Below are 15,873 nucleotides of genomic sequence, written 5' to 3'. Positions count from 1 at the left end.
GAGAGCTGGGGTTCTGGGAGGACAAGCATGGGTGAGGATCTATCCGGTCATCACGCCGACCGCGTTCAGGCCGCGATCGCTTCGGACGCGGCGGCGAAGTCCGCGCTGGTCGCTTCCTGGCGACGGTCTTCCAGTCTGCACCGGCTCGATCCGGCCGATTGCAGCCCCCCACGCTATCTGACAGAGGCGGAATTGGGAGAGGCCCGGCAACGCATCGGGCCGCTCGTCCGGGTTGCTCAATCAAGCCTGGACCGGCTCTATCTTGCGGTGGGCGGCGTTGGATGCTGCGTCCTGCTCGCCGATCGCGACGGCGTGCCGGTCGAACGGCGCGGCGCGCCTGTGGACGACGAGACGTTTCGTTCCTGGGGGTTATGGACAGGGTCCGTCTGGAACGAGGAGAGCGAGGGCACCAACGGTATCGGCACCTGTCTGGTGGAACAGCGCGTCCTGACGATCCACCGTGATCAGCATTTTCACACGCGCAACACCGGGCTGAGCTGCACCACGGCTCCGATTTATGATTACCGTGGAGACCTTGCGGCTGCCCTTGACGTGTCTTCCTGCCGGGCTGATCTGACCGAGGTCTTCTCCAAGCTTATTTCCATGGCCGTCGTCGACGCGGCGCGTCGGATCGAGGCCGAGAACTTCAAAATGGCATTCCCCAAGGCGCGCATTCTGCTGGCGCCGGTGCCCGACAAGGGTTCCGGCGCGTTGATCGCGGTTGATGCGGACGACCTTGTGGTCGGCGCGACCCGTTCGGCTCGCCTGGCGCTTGGAATTACGCAACAGTGTCTCGACAAGCCGATGCCTGCGGCCGATCTGCTCGGTTGGGCCGAGAGCCGCCCCGAAGTCCTCGCCGAGGCGGAGCGCGGCGTTCTGCAGCGGGCGCTGGCGCGGGCAGACGGAAATGTCTCGGCCGCGGCCCATGCGCTCGGCATCAGTCGCGCCACGCTTCACCGCAAACTCAACCGCCTGGACGTCCACAGGTCCCACTGACTTTTGAAACGTCGCGTGACTGTCGCAATTCTGCGACACACCCGCCCGCCCACTGTCCCCGGCGCATTGGCAATAGCGGTGGGAGATCGCAAGTGTCTTCCCGAAGCGTCGCATTCCGCGGCGCCAGCTTTGCGGAGGAAGACACATGAACAAGGTAGAATTCTCACGCCCGGTCAAGGCGCCCTTCGACAAGCGCTACGGCAATTTCATCGGTGGCAAATGGGCCGAGCCGCGTTCGGGCCGTTATTTCGAAAACTTCTCGCCGGTGAATGGTCAGTTGCTCTGCGAGGTGGGTCGCTCGGATGCCCAGGACATCGAGGCGGCTTTAGACGCTGCCCATGCCGCCAAGGACGCCTGGGGGCGCAGGAGCGTGGCCGAGCGCTCACTCATCCTCAATCGCATCGCCGATCGCATGGAGGAAAACCTCGATCTCCTCGCATCTGCCGAAACCTGGGACAACGGCAAGCCGATCCGCGAAACGACCGCCGCCGACCTGCCTCTAGCCATCGACCATTTCCGCTATTTCGCCGGTGCCTTGCGTGGCCAGGAAGGCAGCCTTTCGCAGATCGACGACGATACCGTTGCCTATCATTTCCATGAGCCGCTCGGGGTGGTTGGCCAGATCATCCCGTGGAACTTCCCGCTGCTGATGGCCTGCTGGAAGCTTGCTCCCGCGCTTGCCGCCGGAAACTGCGTCGTGCTGAAGCCTGCCGAGCAGACGCCGGCTGCCATCTTGCTGTGGGCCGATCTTATCGGCGATCTGCTGCCGCGGGGTGTGCTCAACATTGTCAACGGCTTCGGCCTCGAAGCCGGTAAGCCGCTCGCGTCGTCGCCGCGCATTGCCAAAATCGCCTTCACCGGAGAAACCACGACCGGCCGGCTGATCATGCAGTATGCCAGCCAGAACCTGATCCCCGTCACCCTGGAACTGGGCGGCAAGTCGCCCAACATCTTCTTCAAGGACGTTGTCGCCGAAGACGACGATTTCTTCGACAAGGCGATCGAAGGCTTCGTCATGTTCGCGCTGAATCAGGGCGAAGTCTGCACCTGCCCGAGCCGCGCGCTCATTCATGAATCGATCTACGACAGGTTCATGGAACGTGCGCTGAAGCGTGTCGAGGCGATCGTGCAGGGCGATCCGCTCGACCCGGCAACGATGATCGGTGCCCAGGCATCATCCGAGCAGTTGGAAAAGATCCTGGCCTACATCGACATCGGCCGCCAGGAAGGCGCCGAGTTGCTGACCGGTGGCGAGCGCAACGTCCTGCCCGGCGATCTCGCCGGCGGCTACTACGTGAAGCCGACGGTGTTCAAGGGCCACAACAAGATGCGCATCTTCCAGGAAGAGATCTTCGGACCGGTGGTCTCGGTCACGACCTTCAAGGACGACGACGAAGCGCTCAGCATAGCCAACGATACGCTCTACGGCCTCGGCGCCGGTATCTGGACACGCGACAGCAACCGCGCCTACCGGTTCGGCCGCGCGATCCAGGCGGGCCGCGTCTGGACCAACTGCTACCACGCCTATCCCGCGCATGCGGCCTTCGGCGGCTACAAGCAGTCCGGCATCGGCCGCGAGACGCACAAGATGATGCTCGACCACTACCAGCAGACCAAAAACATGCTGGTCAGCTACAGCCCGAAGAAGCTCGGCTTCTTCTGATCGCCGCTTTGACCCACAGGCGCGGCTCCGCGAGGGGGCCGCGCCAAAGGCTGGAAATCGGAAAACATGATGCGAGCGAAGGTCACAGCGACACCGGCAGCCCTTGAACTGATCGCCGAGATTGTCGCCGAGCACGGTCCGGTGCTGTTTCATCAATCCGGCGGCTGCTGCGACGGCTCTTCGCCGATGTGCTATCCGCGTATCGGCTTCATCGTGGGCGACCAGGACGTGCTGCTCGGCCACATCGGCGACGCGCCGTTCTACATCGGTGCGTCGCAATTCGAGGCTTGGAAACATACCGATCTCATCATCGACGTGGTGCCGGGTCGCGGTGGCATGTTCTCGCTGGATAACGGGCGGGAGAAGCGGTTCCTGACCCGGTCGACAATCTGCACCGCATAGGCGAAACCTGCCGGTTTGATTTCGAGCAAGGAAGGCACCGCAGCAATCTCTACCTTCCGAAGATGATCCTCAATCTGCTCATCGGCACCGTCGTCATTAGCCTTACGGTCCTGGTTCACACCTTTGGTCTGATCGTGGTCACACATGTGATGGGTCACCTGGTCGCCCGGTTTCGCATGCACGGGCGCCGCAGCCGCATCGTTGCGATGATCAGCGTGGTGATGGGGCTCTTTGCCATCATGACCGCAGAGGTGTGGCTCTGGGCAGGACTATACCGGCTGCTCGATATCTTTCCTGACTTCGAAACCGCGCTGTACTTTTCCACCATCACCTTCTCGACCGTCGGCTACGGCGACATTGTGCCCGCTCACGCATGGCGCGTCCTCGCGGCTCTAGAGGGCGTGAACGGATTTCTTCTGATTGGCTGGTCGACCGCCTATCTGATCGCGGCCGGCACCCGCATTGGCCCATTCAAGGCCGGCGAGCATTTCTGAACGGGCGATCGTTCAGACCGCTACGGAATGCCTGGCTGTACCGGTTTCGAAATATTTGTCGAACTTCGCCGCGATGCTTCTGACAAAGGGCCGGCTTTCCGCCGGCACGACGAAGCGGTCACCATCAAGTTCAAGCAGCCGCGCAGGACCATGAAGAGCCGTGGAACTCGCCTTGAGGAGAAGTCTTTGGCCGGCTTCGCCAAAGCGCTCCACCAGCTCAATCGCCGAGAAGGCGAAGTCACACATCAATCGCTCGATGATCCAGCCGCGAACACGGTCGTCGTCGGAAAGCGCGATACCCCGAACAGCGGCCAGCCCGCCATCAGCAACCATGCGTCCATACTCGGCGGTCGAAGGCATGTTCTGTGCATAGCCCTGGCGAAACTGGCTGATGGATGACGGGCCAAGGCCGATCAAGGTCTCGCAGCGATCCTCGGTATAGCCCTGGAAGTTCCGGTGCAGTGTTCCGGCGCGGGCGGCAAGCGCGAGGGCATCGCCCGGTTTGGCGAAATGGTCGAGCCCGATTGCTTCGTATCCCTGGTCCACGATCGCCCGCGCCGCAAGTTGCGATTGAGCAAACCGCTCTGCCGGACCCGGCAGCCATGCCTCGTCGATCATCGTCTGATGTTTCTTGAACCACGGCACATGGGCGTAGCCAAAAAGCGCTATCCGGTCCGGTTCCAGGGTCAGTGCCTGCGCGACGGTGGAGGAGACACTCTCCCTGGTCTGGTGTGGCAAGCCGTAGAGCAGGTCCAGATTGATCGATTCGACGCCGCGCGAACGAACGCCGTCGACTACCGCTTTGGTCTGCAAAAAGCTCTGCTCGCGGTTAATTGCCTTTTGCACCTTCGGGTCAAAATCCTGGACGCCGAGGCTCGCACGGGTCATGCCGATTTCGGCGAGTGCGTCGAGGCGGGCATCGTCCATATCATTGGGTTCGATTTCGACGCTGATCTTGGCGCCGGGAAGAAAGGTGAAGCTGTTGCGCAGGGCGGTTCCCAGCGCCACCAGATCCTCCGGTTTGAGCATCGTTGGCGAACCGCCGCCGAAATTGACGGCACGCACGCGGCCCTTGCCTGCGACAAGACCGGCGACGGTGGCGATCTCGGCATGCAGTGAGCGAAGATATGTGGTCACCGGTTCGTAGTGGCGTGTCTGCTTGGTATGGCAGGCACAGAACCAGCAAAGCTTGTCGCAGTACGGGATGTGCAGATAGAGCGATATCTCGTGGCCCTCGTCGAGCGCCTGCAGCCAGCCCCGACAAACGGCAGCATCGACGCTTGCATTGAAATGCGGCGCTGTCGGGTAGCTCGTATAGCGCGGCACGTTCTCACCAAGTCTGGCAACTAATTCTGGCCGCACGTCTCTATCCGCTCCACTTTGCATGGCCCGACGTTGCCCACATTACTGGCCGGTAGCCTTGATTTCGGTCAAAGTCCGCGGTGGACAAACTGCCGCAAGGATTTTCCTGCCGCCGATGCTATCTTGCCGGCAATTTGGGTCCTCGGACGATCATGATGACAGTGCGTCAGGATATTCACAGCACCGGCATTCCAGTGCTTTGCCGATCATGCGAAGCGCGCCACCATGGCGTCTGCGGCGCGCTCGATCCCGATCAACTGGTGGGCCTCGCCAAGACCTCATCGAAGCACACCGTTGAACCGGGCGCAGAACTGATTGGTGACACCCAGACCGTCGACCGTTATTCGAACGTACTTTCCGGCGTGGTGAAGCTCACAAAGAGCCTGTCGGACGGACGCCAGCAGATTGTCGGCCTCCAGTTTGCCCCCGATTTCCTGGGCAGGCCCTTCAAGGTGGAGAGCGCGATCAACGCCGAAGCCGCAACGACCGTTTCCCTGTGTTCCTTTCCAAAAGCCGCCATCGAACGCATGATGAAGGAATCGCCACAGCTCGAGCATCGTCTCTTCAAGCAGACGCTCAATGAACTAGACGAAGCACGAGACTGGATGGTGACGCTGGGGCGCAAGAGTGCTGCGGAAAAGGTGGCGAGCTTTCTCCTGATGATCGCCAGGAATATCGATCCCACGCTTGACCCGGCGGCCCAGTCGACAAGCTTTGACCTGCCGCTGACGCGCGCCGACATCGCCGATTTTCTCGGCTTGACGATCGAGACGGTCAGCCGCCAACTGACCAGGCTGAGAACAGACAGCGTAATCCGGATCGACAACAACCGGCACATGACTGTGGAGAACATGAGCCGGCTGCAGCGACGCTCCGGCGCCTAACCGGCATCGACGACCCCGATCATCGGCAAGACGTGCTCGCGTTCGAAGGCGATATGCCGGCGCAAGCTTTCGAATAAGCCGCGCAGCATGAAGCCGACAGCCTCGGCATTCTCGACTGTCTCGCCATGGCCGATCGCCAGCAGGATTTCAGTCACCTCGCCGGCAAAGCATTCGTCCTCGACGTGTTCTGCGCGCAATCGACGAGTTGAAGCAAGGTTGGAATCGCTGCCAGTCAAAGCAGCCTCGTAGGCCGGAAAGATAACCGTCTCCTCGTATTGGTGAATGTTGCGCAACAGCGGAACGATCGCGTTGGCCACGCCAATACACTTCAGGCGATCTGCGGCCGGCAACGTATCGGCGATCTTTTCCAAGGCGTCACAAAGCCGCAGCTTTTCCCCATGGGCACGTTTCATCACAGCGCCAGGGAGGAACTCTCGATCGAACCGTCCGACCGGCATGGAAATCTCGCGGCGGGCTTCAAACAGCGACGATTTCCGCTCGTTCTCCCCGTCCAATGAAAGCCTCCTGATCGTTTGCGAGTTCGAAGCTGCCCAATCCAAAAGCAAATGGCTTTGACATGGATCAAGGCAGCGACGACGCGACTGCTGAATTGGTGTCAAGCGGATTGGTATCCGCGCATCCCAATCCGAGGTCGGGGACAGGTCATGAAGTTCGGCACGCAAATCTTCGCCTTGGGCCTGTTCACATTTGCGGCCCTTGTGGCAGCCGGGTTCGGTGTGGACGAGCCATTCCGGCAGCATATGTGGGTACTGTTTTTTGTGCTGCTCGGCTTTGTCGCCATCCTCATCCGCAACACGAATTTCGAAGTGGCTGCTCCGATCGACCCGTCCGCCTACATGGATGGGCCAGTCCGCTATGGCGCCATCGCCACCATGTTCTGGGGTGTCGTCGGCATGCTGGTCGGCGTCGTCATTGCGCTGCAACTTGCCTACCCCGATCTCAACATTCAGCCCTGGTTTAACTTCGGCCGTTTACGGCCATTGCATACGTCGGGCGTCGTCTTCGCCTTTGGCGGCAATGCGCTGCTCTGCACGTCCCTGTATGTCGTCCAGCGCACCTGCCGCGCGCGGCTGTTCGGCGGCGATCTCGGTTGGTTCGTGTTTTGGGGCTACCAGCTCTTCATCGTCATGGCCGCGACCGGCTACCTGCTCGGCATCACCGAGAGCCGCGAATACGCCGAACCCGAATGGTATGTGGATATCTGGCTGACCATCGTCTGGGTCGCCTATCTCATCCTGTTCCTCGGCACGATCCTGAAGCGCAAGGAGCCGCACATCTACGTCGCCAACTGGTTTTACCTGTCCTTCATCGTCACCATCGCGATGCTGCATGTGGTCAACAACCTGTCGATGCCGGCCTCATTCCTGGGTTCCAAGAGCTACTCCGCCTTTTCCGGCGTCCAAGACGCCCTGACGCAATGGTGGTACGGCCACAACGCCGTCGGCTTTTTCCTCACCGCCGGCTTCCTCGGCATGATGTATTACTTCGTGCCCAAGCAGGCGAACCGGCCGGTCTATTCCTACCGGCTGTCGATCGTCCATTTTTGGGCGATCATCTTTCTATACATCTGGGCCGGCCCCCATCACCTGCACTACACCGCCCTGCCCGACTGGGCGCAGACACTCGGCATGGTGTTCTCGATCATGCTGTGGATGCCGTCATGGGGCGGCATGATCAACGGCCTGATGACGCTGTCGGGCGCCTGGGACAAGCTGCGCACCGATCCGATTATCCGCATGATGGTGATGGCCATCGCCTTCTACGGCATGTCGACCTTCGAAGGTCCCATGATGTCGATCAAGACGGTCAATTCGCTGTCGCACTATACCGACTGGACCATAGGTCACGTGCACTCCGGTGCGCTCGGCTGGGTTGGGATGATCTCGTTCGGCGCGATCTATTACATGGTGCCGAAGCTTTGGAACCGCCAACGTCTCTATTCGCTGCGGCTCGTCACCTGGCACTTCTGGCTGGCGACGCTCGGCATCGTCGTCTACGCGGCCGTCATGTGGGTGTCCGGCATCATGCAGGGCCTGATGTGGCGCGAATACGACGAGCAGGGCTTCCTGGTCTACTCCTTTGCCGAAACCGTGGCCGCCATGCACCCCTACTATGTCATGCGCGCCATCGGCGGGGCCATGTACCTCTCCGGCGCCCTGATCATGGCCTGGAACATCGCCATGACCATCCTCGGCTACCAGCGCGAGGAAGAGCCGATGCCGGGCTCCCTGCCCGTCCTGCAGCCTGCCGAATAAGGAGCCAGACAATGGGCTTGATGGACAAACACGCGCTGATCGAGAAGAACGCCACGCTTCTGCTCATCGGCTCTCTTCTTGTGGTGACTGTCGGCGGCATCGTCGAGATCGCACCGCTCTTCTATCTCGACAACACGATCGAGAAGGTCGAGGGCATGCGCCCTTACTCGCCGCTCGAACTTGTCGGGCGCAACATCTATGTGCGCGAGGGTTGCTACCTCTGCCATAGCCAGATGATCAGACCGTTCCGCGACGAGGTCGAGCGCTATGGTCACTACAGTCTGGCGGCCGAGTCGATGTACGATCATCCTTTCCAATGGGGATCGAAGCGCACCGGACCGGACCTCGCCAGGGTTGGCGACCGCTATTCCAATCAATGGCATGTCGAGCACCTTACGGATCCTCGTTCGGTGGTGCCTGAATCAATCATGCCGAGCTATGCGTTCCTGAAAGACACGCCGATCGAGGTGAAGGATTTCTCGACGCATCTGGTCGCCAACAGCCGTGTCGGTGTCCCCTACGGCGACGAGATGATCGCACACGCCAGCGCCGACTTGATGGCGCAGGCTGATCCCAACGCCGACACATCCGGCCTCGAAGCCCGCTACCCCAAAGCCAAGATCGGCGACTTCGACGGCAACCCGCAACAGGTCACCGAAATGGACGCCCTCGTCGCCTATTTGCAGATGCTCGGCACGCTGGTCGATTTCAAGAACTACGACGAAGCCGCCGGCTACCGCTGAGGAGTTTTATCCATGGATTACAATTTGATGCGGGAGTTTGCCGACAGCTGGGGTCTGGTCGCCATGGCGCTTTTCTTTGTCGGCGCAATTGCCTTCGCCCTGCGCCCCGGCAGCCGCAAGTTGGCCGACGAAGCTGCCCGGATTCCCCTTGAGGACGAGTGATCATGAGCGACGAGCACATCGATGAAATCTCTGGCGTTTCGACCACCGGCCACGAATGGGATGGCATTCGGGAGCTGAACAACCCGCTTCCGCGCTGGTGGGTCGTAACCTTCTACGCCACCATTGTCTGGGCAATCGGATACACCATCGCCTATCCGGCATGGCCTTTGCTGCATTCGGCAACAACGGGCGTGCTCGGCTATTCGAGCCGCAACGAAGTCAAGAACGAGCTATCGGCGGCTGAAGCGGCGAAGGGCAAATATGTCGCGGCGATAGAATCGAAGAGTGTTTCGGAGATCGCGGCGGACGATGGTTTGCGCGAATTCGCGATCGCCGCTGGTGGCGCCGCGTTCAAGGTCAATTGCGTGCAATGTCATGGCTCCGGCGCCCAGGGCTCCAAGGGCTTCCCCAACCTCAATGACGATGACTGGCTGTGGGGCGGCAAGGCGGATCAGATCCAGCAGACGGTCACGCATGGTATCCGCTTCGCATCCGATCCGGATACGCGGCTTTCGGAAATGCCAGCCTTTGGCGGCATTATCACTGCCGACCAGATCAAACAGGTCAGCGCCTATATTGCCGGCCTGTCCCAAGCCGTCAGCGACGAATCTTTGGTGGCGCCCGGTGCCAAGGTTTTTGCGGAAAACTGCGTTGCTTGTCACGGCGACAACGCAAAGGGCAACAAGGAGCTCGGCGCTCCTGATCTGACCGATGCCATCTGGCTCTACGGATCGGGCGAAACGGCCATTGCCGCCCAGGTCACAGCGCCGAAACAAGGCGTGATGCCGGCCTGGGGGGCGCGCCTGGGCGAAACCAGGATCAAGGAGCTGGCGGTCTACGTGCATTCGCTAGGCGGTGGAGAATAGGAACGGGGGCCTATTCTCCGGCCCTCACCGCCGAAGCGACGAGGCCCGGCTCTGCCGGGGCTCGATTTGTTTTCCGTGGGCCAGGCGATTGACCTGCATCAACGCGGCGCAATCCAGTCGGCAGCAAAATCCGCTCGACGCTGTATTTCGCTGACCTGCCTGTGCCCAGTCAGAACATTTGCCCGGCGAAATCAAAGCTGCGCGACGGGAGAAACCAGTGCTGGACAATACGCAGGTAGAACGGCTCGAAGCCGAGGCGGTCAACTCCGCCAAAGTGCGACAGCCGATGTATGCCGCGCGCAAGAAGATCTTCCCGAAGCGGGCCTCGGGCAGCTTTCGCCGATTCAAATGGCTGGCAATGGCGGTCACGCTTGGTATCTACTATCTGACACCTTGGCTGCGGTGGGACCGCGGCCCGTTTGCCCCTGACCAGGCCGTGCTGCTCGATGTCGCCAACCGGCGTTTCTACTTCTTCTTCATCGAGATATGGCCGCAGGAATTCTACTATGTGGCCGGCCTTCTGGTCATGGCCGGCGTCGGTCTTTTCCTGGTTACGTCGACTGTCGGTCGTGCCTGGTGCGGCTATACGTGTCCGCAGACCGTGTGGGTCGATCTGTTCCTGGTCGTCGAGCGAGCTATCGAGGGCGACCGCAACGCGCGCATGAAGCTCGATGCCGGGCCTTGGACCGCCCGCAAGCTCGCGCTGAGAATGTCGAAACACGCCATCTGGCTGATCATAGGTGCAGCGACCGGCGGCGCCTGGATCTTCTATTTCGCCGATGCGCCGACCTTGCTCGTCGAACTCTTCACCGGCACGGCAGCGCCTATCGCCTACATCACCGTCGCTGTGCTCACAGCGACGACCTATACGTTCGGCGGGCTGATGCGCGAGCAGGTCTGCACCTATATGTGCCCGTGGCCGCGCATCCAGGCGGCCATGCTCGACGAAAGTTCGCTCACCGTCACGTACAATGACTGGCGCGGCGAACCGCGCACGCGCCACACCAAGAAGGTCCAGGCCGCCGGACAGTCCGTCGGCGATTGCGTCGACTGTAACGCCTGCGTGGCTGTCTGCCCGATGGGGATCGACATTCGCGATGGCCAGCAGCTCGAATGCATCACCTGCGCGCTCTGCATCGACGCCTGCGACGGCGTCATGGACAAGCTCGGCAAGGAGCGCGGCTTGATCTCCTACGCGACACTCTCCGACTACAATGCCAACATGATGCTGGCGACCGCGGGCGGCGCCTGTTCGGTCAATCCGTCATTGGTCAGGACCGCTGACGGCCTGTTTTCGGACAGGGTGGCGCATTTCCATGTCCGCAAGATCTTTCGGCCACGCACCTATGTCTACATGGCCATGTGGTCGCTGATCGGCCTGGGTCTGCTCTTTTCGCTGCTGACGCGCGACCGGCTCGAGATCAATGTTTTGCACGACCGCAATCCACAATTCGTGACGCTGTCCGACGGCTCGATCCGCAATGGCTATACCGTCAAGCTGCTGAACATGATCCCCGAACCAAGAACGATCGTCGTCAGCATTGGGGGTTTGCCAGGCGCAGAGATGAGCATCGTTGGTGTCGACCTCCCTGCCGATCGCTCTTTTGCGATCCAGGTCGAACCCGACCGCCTGAAGATGTTGAAGGTTTTCGTGCGCCTGCCTGCTGATCAGATCCATGGCGCAGCGCAGACCTTCACACTCCGGGTCGAGGACAAAGCGAGTTTCGAGTCCAACGAATACACCGCCACCTTCAACGCGCCGGAGATCGCCAGATGAACGCCACCACGCGAAAATCCCGGGAATTCACCGGCAGGCACATGTTGGCCATCATCCTTGCTTTTTTCGGCGTGGTCATCGCGGTCAATCTGACCATGGCGACGCTTGCCAATACAAGCTGGACCGGGCTTGTCGTCGAAAACACCTATGTGGCGAGCCAGCAATTCAACAGGAAGGCCGAGGAAGGGCGCGCGCAGGCAGCCCTCGGCTGGACCGGCAAGTTGACCATTGCATGGGGCGAAGTCCGCTATGGCGTCACCGACGCCGCCGGCAAGGGGGTTCCCTTGCATGGCGTCAAAGTGCTGTTTCGCCATCCCGCTTACGAGAAAGAAGATGAGTCCATCACGCTCGCCGCCGCCTCGGGCCACGAGTTTGCCGTGCAGCACATGCCAAGGGACGGTGTGTGGATCGTCGAAATCGACGCCGATGCCGGTCTGGCAAGGCCTTTCCACGACGTGCGCAGGATCATGATCTCCGATGGTGCGCTGAAATGAGCTGCTGTGCACCGGGCGCGGAAATGGCGCTGGATCTGGGCAACGCTACATCCGTCCTGCCGTCCAGCGAAGAGATCAAGCTGGCGAGCCGGTCGCTTGGCGATGGCCTTAGCCAGACCGATCTTTCAGTTCCGACGGTTCATTGCGCAGCCTGCATCCAGACAATCGAGACGGCGTTGGCAAAACTCGATCACGTCGAGGCCGCTCGCGTCAACCTGTCAACGAAGCGGGTCTCGGTCCGGTGGCGCGGGGACGAGGCCCCACCATTCGTCGCCATGCTGGGGCGGCTGGGTTACCAGGCGCATTTGTTCGAACCCGAGATTGGTGAAAAGGACAAAACGCTCTCGGAGCTTATCCGCGCCGTCGCTGTTGCCGGATTTGCGGCGGGCAACATCATGCTGCTGTCGGTTTCGGTCTGGTCCGGTGCCGAGGGCGCGACCCGCGACCTGTTCCACTGGGTCTCGGCACTGATCGCCATCCCCGCACTCGCCTTCGCCGGCGGCATCTTCTTCAAGTCGGCCTGGAATGCCTTGCGTCACGGCCGCATGAACATGGACGTGCCGATCGCGGTCGGCGTGTCGCTGGCCTATGCGATGAGCCTCCATGAGACGATCACCCATGGCGACCACGCCTATTTCGACGCGTCGGTGTCTCTGCTGTTCTTCCTGTTGATCGGCCGCACGCTGGATCACGTGATGCGCGCACGCGCCCGCACCGCCGTGAAAGGCCTGTCACAACTGGCCGCGCGTGGCGCCATGGTGCTGCGCGACGGTGGCGCACGCGACTATCTGCCGGTTGGCGAGATCGAACCGGGCATGCTGTTGCTGATAGCGGCCGGCGAAAGGATCCCCGTCGACGGCAAGATCACGCGTGGGACATCGGACGTCGACTGCTCGCTGGTTTCGGGAGAGAGCACGCCCAGAAGCGTGGCTCCAAACGATGCCGTCCAGGCCGGCGTGCTCAACCTTACCGGCCCGCTGACCATCGAGGCGACAGCCGCCGCGAAGGATTCGTTCCTGGCGGAAATGGTTCGGCTGATGGAAGCCGCCGAGGGCGGTCGCGCACATTACCGCCGCATCGCCGATCGCGTTTCAGCACTCTATGCTCCAGTTGTTCATCTCACCGCCTTCGTGACATTCCTTGGCTGGATGGCGGCAACCGGCGACTGGCATCGGGCGATAACCATCGCCATCGCCGTTTTGATCATCACATGTCCGTGCGCGCTCGGGCTCGCCGTGCCGATCGTCCAGGTGGTCGCCGCGCGGCGGCTGTTCGAGAACGGCATCATGGTCAAGGATGGTTCGGCCATGGAGCGCCTGGCAACGATTGATGCAGCGGTGTTCGACAAGACCGGCACGCTCACGCTCGGCCAGCCCCGTCTCGTCAATGCGGCCTCGATCGATCCGGCCATGCTGACGATTGCGGCCGACATGGCCGCGCATTCGCGTCATCCCTTTTCAAAGGCCATAGCCGGTCTTGCCGCTGGCGGCGGGCAGCACAAATTCGATGCCGTCACCGAGCATCCGGGGTTCGGTATCGAAGCAACTGACGTCGGAAGTATCTGGCGGCTGGGCAGACGCGGATGGGCTGGATGGAAGGCCCGCACAGGCGGCGAAGGCAAACATGGCTATGGCGGGACGGTCCTGACGAAAGACGGGATCGTTGTCGCGACCTTCAATTTCGAGGATGCGTTGCGTGCCGACGCCAAGGCGGCGATCGAGCGATTGAACGATGCCGGGATGTCGGTTCAGATGCTGTCGGGCGATAGCGCGGCCGCCTGCCGCGAAATCTCGAAAATGCTGGGTATCGATGACTTCGTTCCGTGCCTGCTGCCGTCCGGCAAGGTCGAATGCATCGAAACCCTGGCGAAAGAGGGACACCGGGTTCTGATGGTTGGCGACGGCTTGAACGACACGCCTGCGCTGAGCGCGGCGCATGTTTCGTTCGCGCCGGCCACGGCCGCCGACATTGGCCGCAATGCGGCGGATTTCGTATTCCTGCGCGAAAGCCTTCTGGCAATCCCCCTCGCGCTGGACGTCTCGCGCAAGGCGGGAAGCTTGATTCGCCAGAACATCACGATCGCCATCATCTACAATGCCGTCGCCGTGCCGATCGCGATCCTGGGGCACGTCACCCCTCTTATCGCCGCGATCGCGATGTCCGCGTCTTCCCTGCTTGTCATCGGAAATGCTCTGCGTCTGCGAGGTTCTATGCCAGATTCGCCGGCCAAAGATGTCCGGCGCGACAGGCTGTCCGACAGCAGCAAACTGGCCCAATCCTCATGACCACCCTTGCCTACCTCATCCCTGTCGCCCTGTTCCTTGGTGCGCTTGGCCTGGGGGGCTTCCTGTGGGCGTTGAGGAGTGGCCAGTACGAAGATCTTGACGGAGCTGCCGAGCGGATCCTTATCGATCGGGAAGACAGACTGGAGCGCTGATCCAGGGCCGAGGGCTGACAAACAGCGCCGGTGCAGCCAACCGCTCCCACACACCTTCCCCACTGCGACTATGCCGCGCACGATTGCTGTTTCCGGGGTTGTTGCTGCCTAACACTGAACGCCACCAATTTGCGCCAGCGCAAAGAAACGCTGCGTCAGGCCAGATACCTTCTGCTCATCCGCAACGGTTGAGAGATAGGAGACTGACATGATCACGCGACGCGACGCCCTTTTCGGAGCAGCGATTGGCGCTGCCACCGTGGCGGCACTGCCGGCATTTTCGGCAACGGTGACAAAGACGGACATTCGAGGGTTCGCCCGCGAAAAGATCGAGCTCGTGGCACCGCCCTTTGTGCATCCGCACGATCAGATCGCCACGGTTGGACCGAAAATCGTCGAGTTCACCATGACCATCGAGGAAAAGCCCGTCGTCATCGATGCCGACGGCACGACGCTCAATGCGATGACCTATAACGGCTCGATTCCTGGCCCTCTGATGGTCGTGCATCAGGACGACTATGTCGAACTGACGCTCATCAATCCCGACACCAACTCACTCGCTCACAACATCGATTTCCACGCCGCAACCGGCGCGCTGGGCGGCGGCGCCCTGACGCTGATCAATCCCGGCGAGCAGGTGACCTTGCGCTTCAAGGCAACCCGAACGGGTACGTTCGTCTATCACTGCGCACCCGGTGGCGCGATGATCCCATGGCATGTCGTCTCCGGCATGAGCGGCGCCATCATGATCCTGCCGCGCGATGGGCTCAGGAACGACAAGGGCGAACCGGTAAAGTACGACAAGATCTTCTACATCGGCGAGAACGACTTCTATATTCCGCGCGACGAGAAGGGCAACTTCAAGACCTACGAATCGGCCGGCGACGGTTACGACGACATCGTCAAGGTCATGCGCGGGCTGATCCCGACGCATGTGGTGTTCAATGGCAAGGTCGGTTCGCTGACCGGCGACAATGCGATGAAGGCGAAGGTCGGCGAGACCGTGTTGATCGTCCATTCGCAGGCCAACCGCGATACGCGACCGCATCTGATCGGTGGCCACGGCGACTATGTCTGGGAACAGGGCAAATTCGCCAATCCGCCGGCCAAGGATCTGGAAACCTGGTTCATCCGTGGCGGCTCCGCGGGGTCGGCGCTCTACACGTTCCTGCAGCCCGGCGTCTACGCCTATGTCAATCACAATCTGATCGAGGCCGTGGAACTCGGTGCGACCGCTCACTTTATGGTCGAGGGCGAATGGAATGACGACCTGATGACGCAGGTCGAGGCGCCGACACCCCTCGCCACCAACTGACG

16 protein-coding genes are annotated in these 15,873 nt (G+C 61.2%); 14 read left to right on the top strand and 2 right to left on the bottom strand.

What is annotated here, in order from left to right; all coding sequences use genetic code 11:
* Positions 1 to 27: 27 nt before the first annotated feature.
* From NKI59_RS20705 to NKI59_RS20690, 4 genes are all read left to right on the top strand, one after another.
* Complete coding sequence (locus NKI59_RS20705) at positions 28 to 996, top strand: helix-turn-helix domain-containing protein (RefSeq protein WP_352594023.1); 969 nt, start codon at positions 28 to 30, stop codon at positions 994 to 996.
* A 145-nt stretch (positions 997 to 1,141) separates the two neighbouring features.
* A complete protein-coding gene (adh, locus tag NKI59_RS20700; protein WP_352706465.1) occupies positions 1,142 to 2,659 on the top strand; it encodes an aldehyde dehydrogenase in 1,518 nt (505 codons plus the stop codon).
* A 69-nt stretch (positions 2,660 to 2,728) separates the two neighbouring features.
* Entirely contained in the window at positions 2,729 to 3,061 is a 333-nt protein-coding gene (locus tag NKI59_RS20695; protein WP_352455633.1) for a DUF779 domain-containing protein, read from the top strand.
* Between the two features lie 62 nt (positions 3,062 to 3,123).
* Positions 3,124 to 3,555, top strand: coding sequence for a potassium channel family protein (locus NKI59_RS20690; RefSeq protein ID WP_352593970.1), 432 nt, complete (start codon positions 3,124 to 3,126; stop codon positions 3,553 to 3,555).
* A 12-nt stretch (positions 3,556 to 3,567) separates the two neighbouring features.
* On the opposite strand, the gene hemN is transcribed toward NKI59_RS20690, so the two are convergent.
* Positions 3,568 to 4,917: an oxygen-independent coproporphyrinogen III oxidase gene (gene hemN, locus NKI59_RS20685; protein WP_352706463.1), complete on the bottom strand. Its 1,350-nt coding sequence runs from the start codon at positions 4,915 to 4,917 to the stop codon at positions 3,568 to 3,570.
* A 155-nt stretch (positions 4,918 to 5,072) separates the two neighbouring features.
* On the opposite strand from hemN, the gene NKI59_RS20680 reads away from it, so the two are divergent.
* Positions 5,073 to 5,801 (top strand): Crp/Fnr family transcriptional regulator, encoded by a 729-nt coding sequence (locus tag NKI59_RS20680; RefSeq protein ID WP_352593968.1) that lies wholly within the window; start codon positions 5,073 to 5,075, stop codon positions 5,799 to 5,801.
* On the opposite strand, the gene NKI59_RS20675 is transcribed toward NKI59_RS20680, so the two are convergent.
* Positions 5,798 to 6,214, bottom strand: a complete 417-nt coding sequence (locus NKI59_RS20675) for a hemerythrin domain-containing protein (RefSeq protein WP_352706550.1) — start codon at positions 6,212 to 6,214, stop codon at positions 5,798 to 5,800. The two genes, NKI59_RS20680 and NKI59_RS20675, sit on opposite strands and share 4 nt — an antisense overlap.
* A 252-nt stretch (positions 6,215 to 6,466) precedes the next feature.
* Between NKI59_RS20675 and ccoN the strand changes: the two genes are divergently transcribed.
* The 9 genes from ccoN (at position 6,467) to nirK (ending at position 15,871) form a co-directional block, all read left to right on the top strand.
* On the top strand, positions 6,467 to 8,077 hold the full coding sequence (gene ccoN / locus NKI59_RS20670; protein ID WP_352593967.1) for a cytochrome-c oxidase, cbb3-type subunit I: 1,611 nt from the start codon (positions 6,467 to 6,469) through the stop codon (positions 8,075 to 8,077).
* 11 nt (positions 8,078 to 8,088) lie between these two features.
* The gene (ccoO, locus tag NKI59_RS20665; protein WP_352706460.1) at positions 8,089 to 8,820 is read left to right on the top strand and encodes a cytochrome-c oxidase, cbb3-type subunit II; all 732 of its coding nucleotides are present in this window, start codon (positions 8,089 to 8,091) and stop codon (positions 8,818 to 8,820) included.
* Between the two features lie 12 nt (positions 8,821 to 8,832).
* Positions 8,833 to 8,982, top strand: coding sequence for a CcoQ/FixQ family Cbb3-type cytochrome c oxidase assembly chaperone (locus NKI59_RS20660; RefSeq protein ID WP_023759205.1), 150 nt, complete (start codon positions 8,833 to 8,835; stop codon positions 8,980 to 8,982).
* A 2-nt stretch (positions 8,983 to 8,984) separates the two neighbouring features.
* Positions 8,985 to 9,848, top strand: coding sequence for a cytochrome-c oxidase, cbb3-type subunit III (ccoP, locus tag NKI59_RS20655; protein WP_352706458.1), 864 nt, complete (start codon positions 8,985 to 8,987; stop codon positions 9,846 to 9,848).
* A 217-nt stretch (positions 9,849 to 10,065) separates the two neighbouring features.
* A complete protein-coding gene (gene ccoG, locus NKI59_RS20650) occupies positions 10,066 to 11,625 on the top strand; it encodes a cytochrome c oxidase accessory protein CcoG (RefSeq protein ID WP_352593964.1) in 1,560 nt (519 codons plus the stop codon).
* Positions 11,622 to 12,119: a FixH family protein gene (locus tag NKI59_RS20645; protein ID WP_352593963.1), complete on the top strand. Its 498-nt coding sequence runs from the start codon at positions 11,622 to 11,624 to the stop codon at positions 12,117 to 12,119. Before ccoG ends, NKI59_RS20645 begins: the two co-directional genes overlap by 4 nt.
* Positions 12,116 to 14,404, top strand: coding sequence for a cation-translocating P-type ATPase (locus NKI59_RS20640; RefSeq protein ID WP_352706455.1), 2,289 nt, complete (start codon positions 12,116 to 12,118; stop codon positions 14,402 to 14,404). The genes NKI59_RS20645 and NKI59_RS20640 overlap by 4 nt, the downstream gene beginning before the upstream one ends.
* The gene (gene ccoS / locus NKI59_RS20635; RefSeq protein WP_352455561.1) at positions 14,401 to 14,556 is read left to right on the top strand and encodes a cbb3-type cytochrome oxidase assembly protein CcoS; all 156 of its coding nucleotides are present in this window, start codon (positions 14,401 to 14,403) and stop codon (positions 14,554 to 14,556) included. The genes NKI59_RS20640 and ccoS overlap by 4 nt, the downstream gene beginning before the upstream one ends.
* Positions 14,557 to 14,764: 208 nt before the next feature.
* The gene (nirK, locus tag NKI59_RS20630) at positions 14,765 to 15,871 is read left to right on the top strand and encodes a copper-containing nitrite reductase (protein ID WP_352593961.1); all 1,107 of its coding nucleotides are present in this window, start codon (positions 14,765 to 14,767) and stop codon (positions 15,869 to 15,871) included.
* Positions 15,872 to 15,873: the final 2 nt, after the last annotated feature.

The sequence above is a fragment of the Mesorhizobium sp. M0598 genome (assembly GCF_040320865.1).
Lineage (GTDB): Bacteria > Pseudomonadota > Alphaproteobacteria > Rhizobiales > Rhizobiaceae > Mesorhizobium.
The sequence above is the reverse complement of the archived record's forward strand: the minus strand, read 5'-3'. Positions and strand labels throughout refer to the sequence as shown.